The organism is Streptomyces sp. NPDC048197 (genome assembly GCF_043202395.1).
Taxonomy (GTDB): Bacteria; Actinomycetota; Actinomycetes; order Streptomycetales; family Streptomycetaceae; genus Streptomyces; species Streptomyces siderophoricus.
Window position 1 is genome coordinate 109,354 of record NZ_JBIDAJ010000018.1, and the last position, 14,445, is coordinate 123,798.

Sequence of the window (14,445 nt, forward strand, 5' to 3'; positions counted from 1 at the left end):
GGCGGTCCGGCGGGCTCAGTGCCGGAACCGGTGCACCCCCGACGGGGTCACCGCGGCGTGCACCCGCCGGTCGTGCGGCTCGGCCGGCACCTCGTCCCGCACCTCCGCGTCGAACAGCAGCACCACCAGGTGCGCCGGGGCCCCGGCCCGGTCCAGCCGCTCCAGCACCCGGTCGTACGAGCCGCCGCCGCGGCCCAGCCGCACCCCGTCGCGGTCCACCGCCAGGCCCGGCAGCAGCACCACGTCCGCCTGCGCGACCGCCTGCGGGCCCAGCCGCTCACCGGCCGGCTCGTGCAGCCCCCAGCCCGCCGGCACCAGGCGGTCGGCGCCCTCGTACGGCGCCCAGTCGAGATCGTTGTCCGGCATCAGCACCGGCAGCAGCACCCGCACCCCCGCCTCCCGCAGCCGGTCCAGCAGGGCCCCGGTGGGCGGCTCCGAGCCCATCGACACGTACGCCGCCACCGTCGGCCGGCGGGCGGCCCCCTCGTCCGCCGTCGACGGGGCGAGGAACGGCGCCAACTCCTCCAGTTCCAGGGTCCGTCGGGCCAGCGCCTCGCCCGCCGCCGCGAGGACATCCGGCGGCAATGATCTCCTTACCTCCTGGAGATCCCGCCGCAACCTTCGTTTCCTATCGTGCTGCTTGCTCACTGTGTGCCCTTGCTCCCGCTCTCATGCTCTATTCACCGGACCCTCATCATCGTTCCGAAAGGGCCGGTTATGGTGTCGCGCATGACTCCATCGCACACACGGATCAGCAAGGCTGTCATTCCGGCAGCCGGCCTCGGCACCAGGTTTCTCCCCGCCACGAAGGCCACACCCAAGGAGATGCTCCCGGTCGTCGACAAGCCCGCCATCCAGTACGTGGTGGAGGAGGCGGCCGCCGCCGGGCTCTCCGACGTCCTGATGGTCACCGGCCGCAACAAGCGCCCCCTCGAGGACCACTTCGACCGCAACTACGAACTCGAAGAGGCCCTGCACCGCAAGGGCGACGAGTCCCGGCTCGCCAAGGTCCAGGAATCCAGCGACCTCGCGACCATGCACTACGTCCGCCAGGGCGACCCCAAGGGCCTCGGTCACGCCGTGCTGTGCGCCGCGCCCCACGTGGGCGACCAGCCCTTCGCCGTGCTCCTCGGTGACGACCTCATCGACCCCCGCGACCCCCTGCTGGCCCGCATGGTCGAGGTGCAGGAACAGCACGGCGGCTCGGTCATCGCCCTCATGGAGGTCGACCCGGCCCAGATCCACCTCTACGGCTGCGCGGCCGCCGCCCCCACCGGCGACGACGACGTGGTCACCGTCTCCGACCTGGTCGAGAAGCCCGACCCGGCCGAGGCCCCCAGCAACCTCGCGATCATCGGCCGCTACGTCCTCGACCCGGCCGTCTTCGAGGTGCTGCGCAAGACCGACCCCGGCCGCGGCGGCGAGATCCAGCTCACCGACGCCCTCCAGGCGCTCGCCGCCGACCCGTCGCTCGGCGGACCGGTGCACGGCGTCGTTTTCAAGGGCCGGCGCTATGACACCGGTGACCGTGGCGACTATCTGCGTGCCATTGTCAGACTGGCATGCGAACGTGAAGACCTGGGCCCCGACTTCCGGACCTGGCTTCGCAGTTACGTCACCGAGGAGATGTAGGACGTTGAACCACGCCACCGGCCAGACCAGCCACCCGGACCGCGTCTGGTCGGTGGCCGAGCACCTCGACGACGTCCTGTCGAAGATCGTCCCGCTGGACCCGATCGAGCTGCAGCTCCTCGACGCCCAGGGCTGCGTCCTGGTCGAGGACGTCACCGTCACCGTCCCCCTGCCGCCCTTCGACAACAGCTCCATGGACGGCTACGCGGTCCGTGCCGCCGACGTCGCGCAGGCCACCGAGGCCGCCCCGGTCACCCTGACCGTCATCGGCGACGTCGCGGCCGGCAGCGGCGAGCTCCCCGAGGTCGGCCCCGGCCAGGCCGCCCGCATCATGACCGGCGCCCCCCTCCCGCCCGGCGCCGAGGCCGTCGTCCCGGTCGAATGGACCGACGGCGGCGCCGGAGCAGGCCCGGCCGCCACGATGGAGGCCCACAGCGCCGCCCCCGAGGGCGCTGGCGGCGAGGTCCGCATCCACCGCCCGGCCCCGGCCGGCGCCCACATCCGCGCCCGCGGCAGCGACGTCACCCAGGGCGAGCTCGCGCTGCGCGCCGGCACCCTCCTCGGCCCCTCCCAGATCGGCCTGCTCGCCGCCCTCGGCCGCGGCACGGTCCGGGTCCGCCCGCGCCCCCGCGTCGTGGTGGTGTCCACCGGCAGCGAACTCGTCCAGCCCGGCGAGGCGTTGGGCCCCGGCCAGATCCACGACTCCAACAGCTTCCAGCTCACCGCCGCGGCCCGCGCCGCCGGCGCCCTCGCCTACCGCGTCGGCGCGGTCGCCGACGACGCCGAGACCCTGCGCGCCACCCTGGAGGATCAGCTCATCCGGGCCGACGTGCTGGTCACCAGCGGCGGCGTCAGCGTCGGCGCGTACGACGTGGTCAAGGAGACCCTGGCCGGCCTCTCCGCGGACGAGGGGAAGGTCGAGTTCCGCAAGCTCGCCATGCAGCCCGGCAAGCCCCAGGGCTTCGGCCTGATCGGCCCCGACGACATCCCGCTGCTGGCCCTCCCCGGCAACCCCGTCAGCAGTTACGTCTCCTTCGAGCTGTTCGTCCGCCCGGTCATCCGCGCGCTGATGGGCCTGCCGGACGTCCACCGCCCGACCACCACGGCCCGCTGCACCGCGGCCCTCGCCTCCTCGCCCAAGGGCAAGCGGCAGTTCCTGCGCGGCTCCTACGACGCCGCCGCCGGCACCGTCACCCCGGTCGGCGGCGCCGGCTCCCACCTGATCAAGGCCATGGCGCACGCCAACGCGCTGATCGTCGTCCCCGAGGACACCACCGAGGTCCCCGAGGGCGCGGACGTGGACGTCGTCCCGCTCGGATAACCGGCCCCCGAAAACCCGTACCGGGTGCTCCGCGGCCACCGGAGGTACGGTGTCGTCCCACAGGCGGCAGTTTGGACCGGGAGAACGATGAGCAGCGGCCAGCAACACCTCACCCACCTCGACGCGGCGGGCGCGGCCCGGATGGTCGACGTCTCGGCCAAGGACGTCACCGCCCGCACCGCCCGCGCCCGCGGCCGGGTGCTGGTGTCGCCGCAGGTCATCGAGTTGCTGCGGGGTGAGGGCATGCCCAAGGGCGACGCCCTGGCCACCGCCCGGATCGCCGGGATCATGGGCGCCAAGCGCACCCCCGAGCTGATCCCGCTCTGCCACCCGCTGGCCGTCTCCGGGGTGAAGGTGGACCTCTCGGTCACCGACGAGGCCGTGGAGATCACCGCCACCGTCAAGACCACCGACCGCACCGGCGTGGAGATGGAGGCGCTCACCGCCGTCTCCGTGGCCGCCCTCACCGTCGTGGACATGATCAAGGCGGTCGACAAGGCCGCGGTGATCTCCGACATCCGCGTCGAGGAGAAGACCGGCGGCAAGTCCGGCGACTGGAGCCGGTCATGACCCCCGCCCGCGCCCTGGTCATCACCGCCTCCAACCGCGCCGCGGCCGGCGTCTACGAGGACAAGGGCGGCCCGCTGCTCGCCGAGGGCCTGGCCGCCATGGGCTTCGAGGTCGACGGGCCCGAGGTCGTCCCCGACGGCGACCCGGTCGAGGCCGCCCTGCGCCGGGCCGTCGACTCGTCGCGGTACGCCGTCGTCCTCACCACCGGCGGCACCGGCATCTCGCCCACCGACCGCACCCCCGAGGCCACCGCCCGGGTGCTGGACTACGAGGTCCCCGGCATCCCCGAGGCGATCCGCGCCGCCGGCCGCGACAAGGTCCCCACCGCGGCGCTCTCCCGCGGTCGCGCCGGCGTCGCCGGCACGACCCTGATCGTCAACCTCCCCGGCTCCTCCGGCGGGGTCCGCGACGGCCTCGCCGTCCTGGCGGACCTGCTGCCGCACGCCGTCGACCAGATCCGCGGCGGCGACCACCCCAGACCCTCCGGGAGCCCGAGCTGAACGCGCCCTGGCCCGTGGTCCTGACGGACGGTGAGATCACCCTCCGCCCCATAAAGCTGCGCGACCAGCGGGCCTGGCGCGAGGTCAACCGCCGCAACCGCGACTGGCTGCGGCCCTGGGAAGCCACCATTCCGCCGCCCCCGCCCGGTCTCGTCCCGCCGCACCGGCCCACCTACCGCCAGATGGTCCGCCATCTGCGCGCGGAGGCGCACGCCGGCCGGATGCTCCCGTTCGTCGTGGAATACCAGGGCCGCCTCGTCGGACAACTGACCGTCGCCGGCATCACCTGGGGCTCGATGTGCTCCGGCCATATCGGCTACTGGGTCGACCAGGAAGTCGCCGGCCGCGGTGTCATCCCGACCGCCGTCGCGCTCGCCGTCGACCACTGCTTCCGCAGCGTCGGACTGCACCGCATCGAGGTCTGCATTCGCCCGGAGAACTCTCCGAGCCGGCGGGTGGTGGAAAAGCTCGGTTTTCGCGAGGAAGGCCTCCGCCCGCGCTACCTCCACATCGACGGCGCCTGGCGCGACCACGCGGTTTACGCCCTCACCGCGGAAGAAGTGCCCGAGGGCCTGCTCAGCCGCTGGCGCCGGGAGAATCCCAGCAGGCCCGGCACCGCCCCCGGCATGCCCCCACAAATAAAATAAATGTTCGAATGCAATCCCCAATTGGCCGGATTGGGGTGGGTGCGGATCTCTACCATCACAAAAAAGTTCGAGATATCAGCCAGATCGTGCGACACACCGGCCCAATTGGCGGATGGCCCCCTGCAAACCCCTCTACCGTGTGAGTTGTGAGAAGCAGCGGCCTCATCTACGCAGTCATCGTCGGGGCCTGGGCCGCCTACTTGGTGCCGATGTGGCTCCGTAGACAGGATGAGCTCAACGAGGCCCGTCCGACCGAGCGCTTCAGCACCGCCATCCGGCTGCTGTCCGGACGTGCGGCCATGCAGCGCCGCTACGACAAGGCGCACGGGGAGTATCCCGCCGACGAGGCGGGCGACGACATGGACCCGGACGAAGCGGCCGACGAGGCCGCCGCCGGGCCCTTCACCGACCCCGCTCCCGCCGAGGAGTCCGAGGCGCCGCCCACCCGCGTGCAGCCCGCCCCGCCGCGGCCCTCGCTCACCGAGCGGACCAAGCGCGCCAAGGTCCTCGCCCGCCGCCGGCGCACCATCACCATCCTGTTCCTCACCTTCACCACCGGCGCCATCGTCGCGGCCGTCGGCGGCATCCCCTTCCTCTGGGCGCCCGCCATCCCCGCCCTCCTCCTGACCGCGTACATCATTTACCTGCGCGCCCAGGAGCGCCGCCGCTTCACCTTCACCATGGACCAGCGCCGCGCGGAGGCCGCGGCCCAGCGCCTGCGCGAGGGCCGCCGCCCCCGCCAGGCCGTCGATCAGCCGCCCGTCGAGGACCACCCGGCCGACGCCCGCGCCGACCACCACCCGGCCGATGCCGCGGTGGAACCGCCCCGCCCGGCACCGCCCGCCCGTCCTTCCCCCACCGCCGGCCGCCGCGCCGTCGTCGAGGAGACCGACCACGCCGAGTGGGTCGACCAGCAGCGCGAGCGCGAGCGCCCGCGCCCCGCCGCCGGCAGCTGGGACCCCGTCCCGGTCCCGCTCCCCACCTACGTCACGGCCCCGGTCGCCCCGCGCGCCACCAGCCACGTCGACCTCGACGCCGAGGACGCCTGGAGCTCTGCCCGCTCCAGCGCCGCCGCCGAACGCCCGCAGCCCGACGCCCCCCAGCAGGACCGCCCCGCCCCCGGCCGCCGCACCCGCGGCCGCACCCCGCTCTTCGACCAGTACGAGGACGAGGACCGCCCCCGCGCCGCCAACGAGTGACCCGCGCCACACCGGCCGCCCCGTCGCTGACCAGCACCGGAAGCGATTTCCGAGCACCGCGGCCGAGATGCTAGAGTTTCACTCGTCGCAAGGGCCTGTGGCGCAGCTGGTAGCGCACCTCGTTCGCAACGAGGGGGTCAGGGGTTCGAATCCCCTCAGGTCCACCGCAGTAGTAACGAGCGCAGTAAAGCCCCCTCCGGGATGATCCGGTGGGGGCTTTTTCGCGCCGTGCAGCGGTGAACGCCGCCCGCCTGGCCGCCTCACTGTCCAGTGGGTCAGCCTCGCTTCCCGGTTGCAGGGCAACTCCTCTTCCCCGCGCCTGTCCTGTAGTTCGTCAGAAGCCAGCCAGCAAGGCGACCACCTGCAGAACGGTGGAAATCGCCGGCAGGTCCTTCACCGCCCTGCCCTGCCACGTGCGGAATGCCGCGATGCCCCGGACCAGAGGGAACAGCAGGCAGGCGATCACAGCAACGGCGAACATCGGCACGGCGGTCAGGTTCCCTGCGTTCGCGGCGATGCCGGGTGAATCGTCGCCGGGGACGAACACCGGGTGTTCCACGTGCCAGTTCGCGCCGGCGGGGTCGGACGTTACGTCAGGAGGATGCCGTGGCGGGCGAGGTAGGCGAGGGGGTTGATGTCGGAGCCGTAGTGGCGGCGGGTGCGGACCTCGAAGTGGAGGTGGGGGCCGGTGGCCCGGCCGGTGGCGCCGGCGTAGCCGAGGCGGGTGCGGGCGCGGACCCGCTGGCCGGGGTGGACGGTGATCCGGGAGAGGTGCCCGAAGAGCGTGTAGTGGCCGTCCCGCATCCGGACCGTGACGGCCTTGCCGTACGCGCCCGAGCGCCGGGCGAGGACGACGGTGCCGGGCCCGACGGACCTGACCTTGGCCCCGGAGCGGACCGCGAGGTCGACGCCGGTGTGGTGACCGGCCTGCCAGGCGCCGGGTACGCCGTAGGGCGCGCTGATGCGGTAGTGGGCGGCGACCGGGTGGGCCCAGTTGCCGGCGGGGGCGGCGAGGGCGACCTGGGCCGCCGTCACGGTGACGGCGGGGCCCGCGGCCGCCAGCAGGGCGGCACGGAGGAGCGCTCTGCGAAGCGGGGTGCCTTTGCGGAACGTGGTCATAGTTGCGAGCCCACGCCCTCGGGCGGGCGGTCGCATCCCGGGACGGGCCGACGGGCCTCCGATCGGGTGGCAGTCCGCCGCGTACGACGTTATGAGCCCGGATGCGACCGCCCGTGACTCAGGCCATGAGGCGGTCGACCGTTTCGGCGACCGCGCCGGCGCCGTCCTCCGTGGCGAGGCGGGCGGCCGCGGCGCGGGCGCGGGTGTGGCGTTCGGGGCCGGTGGTGGCCTGGGTGAGGGCGTGGGCCAGGCGGGCGACGCCGGTCTCCCCGGTGAGGTGCGCGAAGGGGACCGGGGCGGTGGCGACGCCGGAGGCGGCCAGGCGGGCGGCCCAGAACGGCTGGTCGGCGGTGACCGGGACGGGGACGGTGGGGACCCCGGCGCGCAGTCCGGCCGCGGTGGTGCCCGCGCCGCAGTGGTGGACGACCGCCGCCAGGTGCGGGAAGAGCAGGGCGTGCGGCACCTCGCCGATGGTGAGGACGTCGTCCGCGCCGGGTGCGTGCGCGGCGGACAGGCCGGCCCAGCCGGACTGGAGGATGCCGCGGACCCCGGCGCGCCGCAGGGCCCGTACCGCCAGCTCGCCCAGGCGGTCGCCCTCGCCGCCCGCCATGCTGCCGAAGCCGATGAAGACCGGGGGCGGGCCGGCGGCGAGGAAGTCCCTTACGGCGGACGGGAGTTGGGCGTCGGGGGAGTGCCAGGGCCACCAGTTGCCGACCACGTCGAGGCCGGTGCGCCAGTCGGTGGGGCGGCGGAGGAGGGTTTCGCTGAAGCCGTGCAGGACCGGCCAGCCGGCCGCTTCGGCGCGGCGCCGGACCGTGGCGGGCGTGGCGGGGGGCAGGCCGAGGCGGGCGCGCAGGGTGCGGGTGGCGCCGGCGTAGAGGCGGTCGATGACGCGGAGGGAGAGGCGGCCCAGGGCGCGGTTGCCCCGGCGGCCCAGGCTGCGGCCGCCGCTGACGACGGGGGCGAAGTCGCCGGTGGGGGCCTGGGGGACCAGGAACAGGCCCAGCGACGGGATGCCGTGCGCCTCGGCGAGGTGCTGGCCGAGCGGTGCGGTGGTGGCGGAGAGCAGCAGGAGTTCGGTTCCGTCGTCGGCGGCGTCGGCCATGCCCCCGCCCAGTTCCTCGATGAAGGCGGCGGCCCGGCGCATCAGCGCGCGGCGGCCGGGCGGGGCGCCCTCCGCCGGTGCGGCGCCGTCGGCCGGGCGCCGGCCGCGCGGGTCGGCGGGCAGCCGGCGGAACGTGAGGCCGGCGGCGCGGACCAGGGGCTCGTAGGCGTCGTGGGTGGCGAGCGTGACGTCGTGGCCGGCCGCGCGGAGCCGGGCGCCGACGCCGGTGTAGGGGGCGACGTCGCCGTACGACCCGGCGGCGGTGAGCAGGATTCTGGGCATGGGTGGGCAGCCTTCGGGAGGTTCGGGAGGTGCGGGGGTGGGAGGCGCGAAGGGGCGCGCCCGGGTTGGGTGCGCGCGGGCCTCAGGCCGGCGCGTCGCCGTCCGGGTGGCGTACGGCGTTGGCGTGGACGGCGGTGCGCAGGTACGCGGCGAGGCCGGGGCGTTGTTCCGTGGGTGGGACGATCAGCGCGAACGCGCGGGGATCGGCGGCGAAGTCATCGGCGATCCGGCCGTGCATGGCGGTGGGGCACGGGGTGAACCAGCGGCTGATGTGCCGGCGGTGTTCCTCCGCGAGGTCCATGGCGCGCTCGCCGTCCGCGGGCTCCTCGGCGTCGAAGGCGGTGAGCAGCCGCCGGCGCCAGTCGGCGGCCTCGGCCATGAGCGTGGCCCAGTCGTCCTTGGAGTGCGCGGCGGCCCGCGCCATCGAGCGCTGATGACCCTCGCTGTGCTGCCACTTCAGATGGGCCTGGGTGGCGTAGGTGAGGTCGAAGGCCACCTCGCCGAAGACCTCGAACCGCTCCTGCGGCGTCAGCTCGACGCCGGTCTGCTGCACCTCCATGGCCCGCTCGGCGACCTCGACCAGCCGCCGCAGCTTGCCGATCTGCTCGTTGAGGAGCCGGTGCCGGGCGCGGAGGTGGTCGAGGGCGTTGGCCTGGGGGTCCGCCAGGATGGCGGCGATCTCCTCCAGCGGGAAGCCGAGCTCCCGGTAGAAGAGGATCTGCTGCAGCCGGGTGAGGTCGGCGTCGCTGTATTGGCGGTAGCCGGCGGGGCTGCGGTCGCTGGGGCAGAGCAGACCGGTCTTGTCGTAGTGGTGCAGGGTGCGCACCGTGATCCCGGCGAAGCCGGAGACCTGCCCGACCGAGTAGCTCATCGCAGCGCCTTTCGTCCCGTGGGGCCGTACCGCTTCAGGCTGCGGCCTGACGTGACGTGAGGGTCAAGCAGGGGCCGGCCCCCGGGACGGTCCGCAGCGGCCGGGCCGGGTCCAGCGCGGTGGACCCGGCCCGGCTCAGCCGTTCGGATAACGCTCCTCCAGCAGGGAGTTCATCAGCGCCTGGACGTCCTCCCGGGCCAGCCCCTCGGTACGGGCGCGCTCCATCCAGGCGCGCAGTTCCTCGCGCAGCAGGGCGTCCGCCGCGGTGGTGGGGCGGGCGAGCGTACGGCTGACGAACGTGCCGAGGCCGGGGCGCGGTTCGACCAGGCCCTCGCGCTCCAGCTCGCGGTAGGCCTTCAGCGTCGTGTTGGGGTTGACCTTGGTCGTCGCGGCGACCTGCGCGGCGGTCGGCAGCCGGTCGCCCTCGACGAGGATGCCCAGCCGCAGCGCCTGCTGGACCTGCTGGACGATCTGGAGGTAGGTGGCGACGCCGCTGCGGCGGTCGATGCGGAATTCCACGGCGCTCACCACCTCTCTGCTGCTTTCCCCCGTGCCGCCGGGACCGCGCCCGCGCCGCTCACGGGCGGCGCCGGGGCCGTGCGGCCCGACCGCTCGATGATCGGCCCGCCCGTGCGGGGTGTCAAAGCGCCACCCGTGGCGCGGCGCCGGGTCGCGCCGTTCAGAGCGGCCGCCTCCGGGTGCGCCACACGACGAACGCCAGCACCAGGGCGGCCAACGCCACCAGGACGGCCGCGCCGAGCCACTGCATCCCGGCCATCTGGTCGTAGTCGAAGTACTGGATCACGCGGTGGACGATGCCCAGCTTGGCCCGGCAGGCACGGTCGGCCGCGCTGTCGGGGCTGACGCAGGTGCCGAAGCCGTAGAGCTTGCCGTCGGCGGTGGAGACCCAGTCGTCGAACCGGGCGGCGTCGAACGGCAGGTTCGGCCCGTCGCCGTCGTACGGAGAGGTGACGCTGCGGACGGCGGCGAGGTGGCCGCGGAGCTTCTCGCTCCACACCACGGAGGTGGCCAGGCCGACGAAGGCGGTGGCGGCCATCGCCGGTACCACCCGCTTGATCAGCATGCCCAGGGCGATACCGCAGGAGGCCAGGAAGAGGGTCCGGGCGGCCGGCACCGGGCCGGTGGCCTCGAAGGCGCCGCCGGTGAGCCAGTCCCCGTTCACGGCCAGGCCGTGCACCGGCGTCCACACCCAGGTGAAGACGGCCGACAGCAGGGCGGAGCAGCCCACGGCGACGGCCAGCGGCAGGCCGAGCGTGGCGGCGAGCCAGCGGCTGCGGCTGACCGACTGGGTGGTGACCAGCTTGAGGGTGCCGTGTTCCTGCTCGCTCGCGATCAGGGGGGCGCCGAGGAAGACGCCGACGACCAGCGGCACGTACTGCAGGTACTCCATGTCGCGCGCGAAGTCCGCCCCGAAGCGGGTCTGGAACTCGCTCATCAGCTTCTCGTCGCCCCCCGGCGGGACGCCCTTGCCGTGCAGGAAGTCCATGACGCCGATGCGCTGGTAGACGAAGAGGGCGCAGCCGGCGAGGGTGAGCAGCAGGGCGGCGCGCAGGAACGTGCGGTGCCGGCGCCAGACCACCCAGGGCAGTCCGCGCAGCGGGCCGCGGCCCGGGGCGGCGGTGCTGGGGGCGGGGGCGGTGGTGGTCGTCATGCCGCCACCTCCCCGGAGGTCCCGGGCCGTGCCTCGCCGGCGATCAGGTCCGGTGCGCCGGGCGACCGCAGATAGGCCAGGAGTACTTCTTCCATGCCGGGCACCAGGGCCTCCCAGCTGTCGGAGAGCGGGCCGCCGGGCCGCACCAGGGCGCTGAACTGCCGCCCGGTGACCCGCGCTTCGACGACGGTGTGCCGCTCCCGCAGCTCCTCGGGGACCCCGTCGTCGCCGGACGCCACGCCGGTCACGAGCAGGTGCGCGGGCACCAGTGCGTCGGTGGGCCCGGCCATCCGCAGCCGGCCCTCGGCGAGCAGCAGGAGGTAGTCACACATCTCCTCCATCTCGGAGACCAGGTGGGAGGAGATCACCACGGTCGTGCCGTGCTCGGCGGCCTCGGCCATCAGCAGGCCGGACAGTTCGTGCCGGGCCAGCGGGTCGAGGTCGGCCATCGGCTCGTCGAGCAGCAGCAGATCGGGCCGCTTGCCGAAGGCCAGGGCGAAGGCGACGCGGGTGCGCTGGCCGCCGGAGAGGGAGCCGATCCGGGCGGTGAGCGGCACGTTGCCGGACCGTACGACCCGCTCGGCCAGCGCCTGGTCCCAGCGCGGGTTCAGCTCCCGGCCGAGCCGCAGCATCTCGGCGACCGTGAAGCGGGCGTAGAGCGGCTTGTCCTGGGCGAGGAACGCCGTCCGCGCCATGACGGCCGGGTCGGTCACCGGGACGCCGAACAGCCGCAGCGTTCCGGTGGTCGGCGCCACCAGGCGGGTCGCGGTGCCGAGGAAGGTGCTCTTGCCGGCGCCGTTCGGGCCGACGAGGGCGCAGATGCGGCCGGCGGGAAGCCGGAAGGAGCAGTCCCGCAGCGCCCAGCCGCGGCGGTACTGCTTCCCCAGTCCTACGGCCTCGATGGCCCACGGGCTCGGGTCGTCGCTCACGGATCCCCCCTTTAGCTAGTTGATTAGTGGAATGAGTATGGGGAGCGGCCGCGATCACTGTCAAACAGCGTCCGGTGCCGCCGAAACCGCGGCACCGGACGGGCGGGTACCTCCGCGGCGGCTCAGCCGGCCGCCGCGTCCCCCAACGTCTTCGCCAGGCAGCGGCTGTCCTCGTACGTCCGGTACAGCCCGAACTTCTCCACCGGCAGATAACCGGTGGAGGCGTACAGCGCCAGCGCCTCGGGCTGCTTGATGCCGGTCTCCAGCACCATCCGGGCCCGCCCAGCGGCCCGGGCGTCCGCCTCCAGGGCGGCCAGGATCCGCCGCGCCAGGCCCCGCCCGCGCGCCTCCGGCAGCACGAACATCCGCTTGATCTCCGCGTCCCCGACGGCGTACCCCTCGGCGGCGTCCTCCTGCACCCGCCAGCCGCCCGTGGCCAGCGGGCGGTCACCCTCGTACGCGACCAGGAACGTCCCGCGCGGCGGCACGAACATCTCCGGGTCCAGCGGAGTCATGTCCCCGTCGCCGTAGCGGCGGACGTACTCCTGCTGCACCAGCGCGTCGAGCGTCTTGACGTCGGGGTGGTCGTAGCGGACCGGGCGTATCTCGACGGGGCCGGTCCGGACGGGGCGGGTCTCCATACCGAGGAAGGGTACGGGCCGGGGCCGCGCGCCCGACGAGGGGCGGACGGCCCCCGACGTACGGCCCCGACGCACGGGCCGAAGACGATCACCGCCCCGGTCTGGGTATCGTGCCCGGATGCTCACCGTGACCTCTGTGAATGTGAACGGGCTGCGCGCCGCGGCCAAGAAGGGCTTCGTCCCGTGGCTGGCGGAGACCGCGGCCGATGTGCTCTGCCTGCAGGAGGTACGGGCCGAGACCGCCCTGCTGCCGGACGAGGTCCGCGAGCCGGCCGGCTGGTTCACCGTGCACGCCCCGGCCGCCGCCAAGGGCCGCGCCGGCGTCTCCCTCTACACCCGCCGCGAGCCGGACCGGGTCCGGATCGGATTCGGCTCGTCCGAGTTCGACACCTCCGGCCGCTACGTCGAGGCGGACCTGCCCGGCGTGACCGTCGCCAGCCTCTACCTGCCCTCCGGCGAGGTCGGCACCGAGCGCCAGGACGAGAAGGAACGCTTCATGGCGGAGTTCCTGCCCTACCTCGTCGACCTGCGCAAGCGCGCCGCGGCCGACGGGCGCGAGGTCGTGGTCTGCGGCGACTGGAACATCGCCCACCAGGAGGCCGACCTCAAGAACTGGAAGGCCAACCAGAAGAAGTCCGGCTTCCTCCCTGAGGAACGGGCCTGGCTCACCGACGTCCTCACCGAGACCCGCGGCGGCTACGTCGACGTCGTCCGCGCCCTGCACCCCGACACCGAGGGCCCGTACTCCTGGTGGTCCTACCGCGGCCGCGCCTTCGACAACGACGCCGGCTGGCGCATCGACTACCACCTGGCCACGCCGGGCCTGGCCCGGCGCGCGGCGAAGGCGTACGTGGAGCGGGCGGCCGCGTACGACCAGCGGTGGAGCGACCATGCACCGGTGACGGTGGTCTACGAGCAGTAGTCCCCGTCCGGTCCGCCGGCCCCTGGCTACGAAAACGGCCCTCTTCCCCATGGCGTGAAGAGGGCCGTAGTGCTGCGCTCGCGCTGCGCTCCGAGGTCAGAACACGTTGTTCTTGAGGGCCGCGATGAGGGCAGAGGGGAGCGCGGAGGCCATCCGCGGTTCTGGTGCGGAACTGCGGATGGCTCAGCAGGGGAACCTTGAAAGCGTGCAAGTCCATGCAAGTCGGCTGCGCTGCACCGCGAGTTGAGTGCAAGCTCGTACAGCTCGTCCACCGCGAACGAGGGAGGTCACCATGGCTCTGCACATGCTCGGCAAGGACCCCGAGTCGCCCGAGGGCAAGTCGCCGACCGTGTACTACGACGACCAGACCGGCAACTACCTAGTACAAGGGTGGAAGGTCTTGGACGACGAGCGGCTGTTCCAGCTCGACCTCCCGTCCCACGAGACGGTTGTCGAGATCCCCAAGCGCATGATGCAGTTCTTCCCGGAGGTGAGCGGTGGCCGAGGAACCGACGTTTGAAGACCTGTTCCGGCAGGCCAAGCACTCCGCCGTACATCTGGAGATGCGGGACGGCTACATGCGATCTGACCCAAGCTTCCTCTCCTGGCAGCAAGACCCCTGCATCCTCCTGTCCGAGTGGGAACCGAAGTCGCGCCCTTGGCTTGCACTGATGCAGGAGATCACCGGCCGAGGGGTGGAGGTTCGTCGCGCCCGGGTCTTCTCGGAGCCGATGAGCGACTACCTTCGCTTCGAGCACCACCTCACGCCGGCCAACATTGCGGCCGGAGAACAGGTTCGGTGGCTCCCGCGCCGCAGGGCTTCGGATCTGGCTCTCCCTGGCAACGACTTCTGGCTCTTCGACGACAGCCTCGTCGTGTTCCTGCACTTCACCGGCGAAGGGGAACTGTCCCCCGAGGGCGATGAGGAGCGAACGACCGAGCCGTCAGTGGTGCGTCTGTGCTCCGCAGCCTTCGAGTCCGTGTGGCAACGCGCAGTCCCCCATGAGGAGTACAGGCCGGCCTGAGCCATCACCA

The 14,445-nt window shown here is 73.3% G+C and carries 18 protein-coding genes and 1 tRNA gene; 10 read left to right on the top strand and 9 right to left on the bottom strand.

The window, feature by feature from the left end; all coding sequences use genetic code 11:
• Nucleotides 1-15: 15 nt before the first annotated feature.
• Nucleotides 16-618: a 5-formyltetrahydrofolate cyclo-ligase gene (locus ACGF4C_RS23645; protein ID WP_393568799.1), complete on the bottom strand. Its 603-nt coding sequence runs from the start codon at nt 616-618 to the stop codon at nt 16-18.
• A 111-nt stretch (nt 619-729) separates the two neighbouring features.
• Here ACGF4C_RS23645 and galU point away from each other — a divergent pair, with 111 nt between their 5' ends.
• From galU to ACGF4C_RS23680, 7 genes are all read left to right on the top strand, one after another.
• Complete coding sequence (gene galU / locus ACGF4C_RS23650; protein WP_030413383.1) at nt 730-1,632, top strand: UTP--glucose-1-phosphate uridylyltransferase GalU; 903 nt, start codon at nt 730-732, stop codon at nt 1,630-1,632.
• Nucleotides 1,633-1,636: 4 nt separating this feature from the next.
• Nucleotides 1,637-2,953: a gephyrin-like molybdotransferase Glp gene (gene glp, locus ACGF4C_RS23655; protein ID WP_393568800.1), complete on the top strand. Its 1,317-nt coding sequence runs from the start codon at nt 1,637-1,639 to the stop codon at nt 2,951-2,953.
• Between the two features lie 87 nt (nt 2,954-3,040).
• Nucleotides 3,041-3,523, top strand: coding sequence for a cyclic pyranopterin monophosphate synthase MoaC (moaC, locus tag ACGF4C_RS23660; protein ID WP_030413385.1), 483 nt, complete (start codon nt 3,041-3,043; stop codon nt 3,521-3,523).
• Nucleotides 3,520-4,023, top strand: coding sequence for a molybdenum cofactor biosynthesis protein B (locus ACGF4C_RS23665; RefSeq protein ID WP_393568801.1), 504 nt, complete (start codon nt 3,520-3,522; stop codon nt 4,021-4,023). Before moaC ends, ACGF4C_RS23665 begins: the two co-directional genes overlap by 4 nt.
• 14 nt (nt 4,024-4,037) lie before the next feature.
• Complete coding sequence (locus ACGF4C_RS23670) at nt 4,038-4,670, top strand: GNAT family N-acetyltransferase (RefSeq protein WP_393568802.1); 633 nt, start codon at nt 4,038-4,040, stop codon at nt 4,668-4,670.
• A gap of 146 nt (nt 4,671-4,816) precedes the next feature.
• A complete protein-coding gene (locus ACGF4C_RS23675; RefSeq protein WP_393568803.1) occupies nt 4,817-5,869 on the top strand; it encodes a hypothetical protein in 1,053 nt (350 codons plus the stop codon).
• A gap of 91 nt (nt 5,870-5,960) precedes the next feature.
• Nucleotides 5,961-6,033: transfer RNA gene (locus tag ACGF4C_RS23680), tRNA-Ala, on the top strand.
• Nucleotides 6,034-6,203: 170 nt separating this feature from the next.
• Here ACGF4C_RS23680 and ACGF4C_RS23685 read toward each other — a convergent pair.
• The 8 genes from ACGF4C_RS23685 to ACGF4C_RS23720 form a co-directional block, all read right to left on the bottom strand.
• Nucleotides 6,204-6,428: a hypothetical protein gene (locus ACGF4C_RS23685; RefSeq protein ID WP_393568804.1), complete on the bottom strand. Its 225-nt coding sequence runs from the start codon at nt 6,426-6,428 to the stop codon at nt 6,204-6,206.
• Between the two features lie 29 nt (nt 6,429-6,457).
• The gene (locus tag ACGF4C_RS23690; protein WP_393568805.1) at nt 6,458-6,988 is read right to left on the bottom strand and encodes a murein hydrolase activator EnvC family protein; all 531 of its coding nucleotides are present in this window, start codon (nt 6,986-6,988) and stop codon (nt 6,458-6,460) included.
• A 118-nt stretch (nt 6,989-7,106) separates the two neighbouring features.
• Nucleotides 7,107-8,375: a glycosyltransferase gene (locus ACGF4C_RS23695; RefSeq protein ID WP_393568806.1), complete on the bottom strand. Its 1,269-nt coding sequence runs from the start codon at nt 8,373-8,375 to the stop codon at nt 7,107-7,109.
• An 82-nt stretch (nt 8,376-8,457) separates the two neighbouring features.
• Nucleotides 8,458-9,246: a MerR family transcriptional regulator gene (locus ACGF4C_RS23700; RefSeq protein WP_393568807.1), complete on the bottom strand. Its 789-nt coding sequence runs from the start codon at nt 9,244-9,246 to the stop codon at nt 8,458-8,460.
• Nucleotides 9,247-9,381: 135 nt separating this feature from the next.
• A complete protein-coding gene (locus ACGF4C_RS23705; RefSeq protein ID WP_362139942.1) occupies nt 9,382-9,777 on the bottom strand; it encodes a GntR family transcriptional regulator in 396 nt (131 codons plus the stop codon).
• A 148-nt stretch (nt 9,778-9,925) separates the two neighbouring features.
• Nucleotides 9,926-10,918, bottom strand: coding sequence for an ABC transporter permease (locus ACGF4C_RS23710; protein ID WP_393568808.1), 993 nt, complete (start codon nt 10,916-10,918; stop codon nt 9,926-9,928).
• Nucleotides 10,915-11,847, bottom strand: a complete 933-nt coding sequence (locus ACGF4C_RS23715; RefSeq protein ID WP_393568809.1) for an ABC transporter ATP-binding protein — start codon at nt 11,845-11,847, stop codon at nt 10,915-10,917. The genes ACGF4C_RS23710 and ACGF4C_RS23715 overlap by 4 nt, the downstream gene beginning before the upstream one ends.
• A 122-nt stretch (nt 11,848-11,969) precedes the next feature.
• Nucleotides 11,970-12,488: a GNAT family N-acetyltransferase gene (locus ACGF4C_RS23720; protein ID WP_393568810.1), complete on the bottom strand. Its 519-nt coding sequence runs from the start codon at nt 12,486-12,488 to the stop codon at nt 11,970-11,972.
• Nucleotides 12,489-12,606: 118 nt separating this feature from the next.
• Between ACGF4C_RS23720 and ACGF4C_RS23725 the strand changes: the two genes are divergently transcribed.
• The 3 genes from ACGF4C_RS23725 (at nt 12,607) to ACGF4C_RS23735 (ending at nt 14,435) form a co-directional block, all read left to right on the top strand.
• Entirely contained in the window at nt 12,607-13,410 is an 804-nt protein-coding gene (locus ACGF4C_RS23725; protein ID WP_393568811.1) for an exodeoxyribonuclease III, read from the top strand.
• Nucleotides 13,411-13,702: 292 nt separating this feature from the next.
• Nucleotides 13,703-13,930, top strand: a complete 228-nt coding sequence (locus ACGF4C_RS23730) for a hypothetical protein (RefSeq protein ID WP_393568812.1) — start codon at nt 13,703-13,705, stop codon at nt 13,928-13,930.
• Complete coding sequence (locus ACGF4C_RS23735; protein ID WP_393568813.1) at nt 13,908-14,435, top strand: DUF6879 family protein; 528 nt, start codon at nt 13,908-13,910, stop codon at nt 14,433-14,435. Before ACGF4C_RS23730 ends, ACGF4C_RS23735 begins: the two co-directional genes overlap by 23 nt.
• The last annotated feature ends 10 nt before the right edge of the window (nt 14,436-14,445 follow it).

Bases quoted from the DNA above. Each gene is read 5' to 3' on its own strand.
- galU (WP_030413383.1), top strand. From the start codon at position 730: ATGACTCCATCGCACACACGGATCAGCAAGGCTGTCATTCCGGCAGCC.
- moaC (WP_030413385.1), top strand. From the start codon at position 3,041: ATGAGCAGCGGCCAGCAACACCTCACCCACCTCGACGCGGCGGGCGCG.
- ACGF4C_RS23665 (WP_393568801.1), top strand. From the start codon at position 3,520: ATGACCCCCGCCCGCGCCCTGGTCATCACCGCCTCCAACCGCGCCGCG.
- ACGF4C_RS23690 (WP_393568805.1), bottom strand. From the start codon at position 6,988: ATGACCACGTTCCGCAAAGGCACCCCGCTTCGCAGAGCGCTCCTCCGT.
- ACGF4C_RS23695 (WP_393568806.1), bottom strand. From the start codon at position 8,375: ATGCCCAGAATCCTGCTCACCGCCGCCGGGTCGTACGGCGACGTCGCC.
- ACGF4C_RS23700 (WP_393568807.1), bottom strand. From the start codon at position 9,246: ATGAGCTACTCGGTCGGGCAGGTCTCCGGCTTCGCCGGGATCACGGTG.
- ACGF4C_RS23710 (WP_393568808.1), bottom strand. From the start codon at position 10,918: ATGACGACCACCACCGCCCCCGCCCCCAGCACCGCCGCCCCGGGCCGC.
- ACGF4C_RS23720 (WP_393568810.1), bottom strand. From the start codon at position 12,488: ATGGAGACCCGCCCCGTCCGGACCGGCCCCGTCGAGATACGCCCGGTC.
- ACGF4C_RS23725 (WP_393568811.1), top strand. From the start codon at position 12,607: ATGCTCACCGTGACCTCTGTGAATGTGAACGGGCTGCGCGCCGCGGCC.
- ACGF4C_RS23730 (WP_393568812.1), top strand. From the start codon at position 13,703: ATGGCTCTGCACATGCTCGGCAAGGACCCCGAGTCGCCCGAGGGCAAG.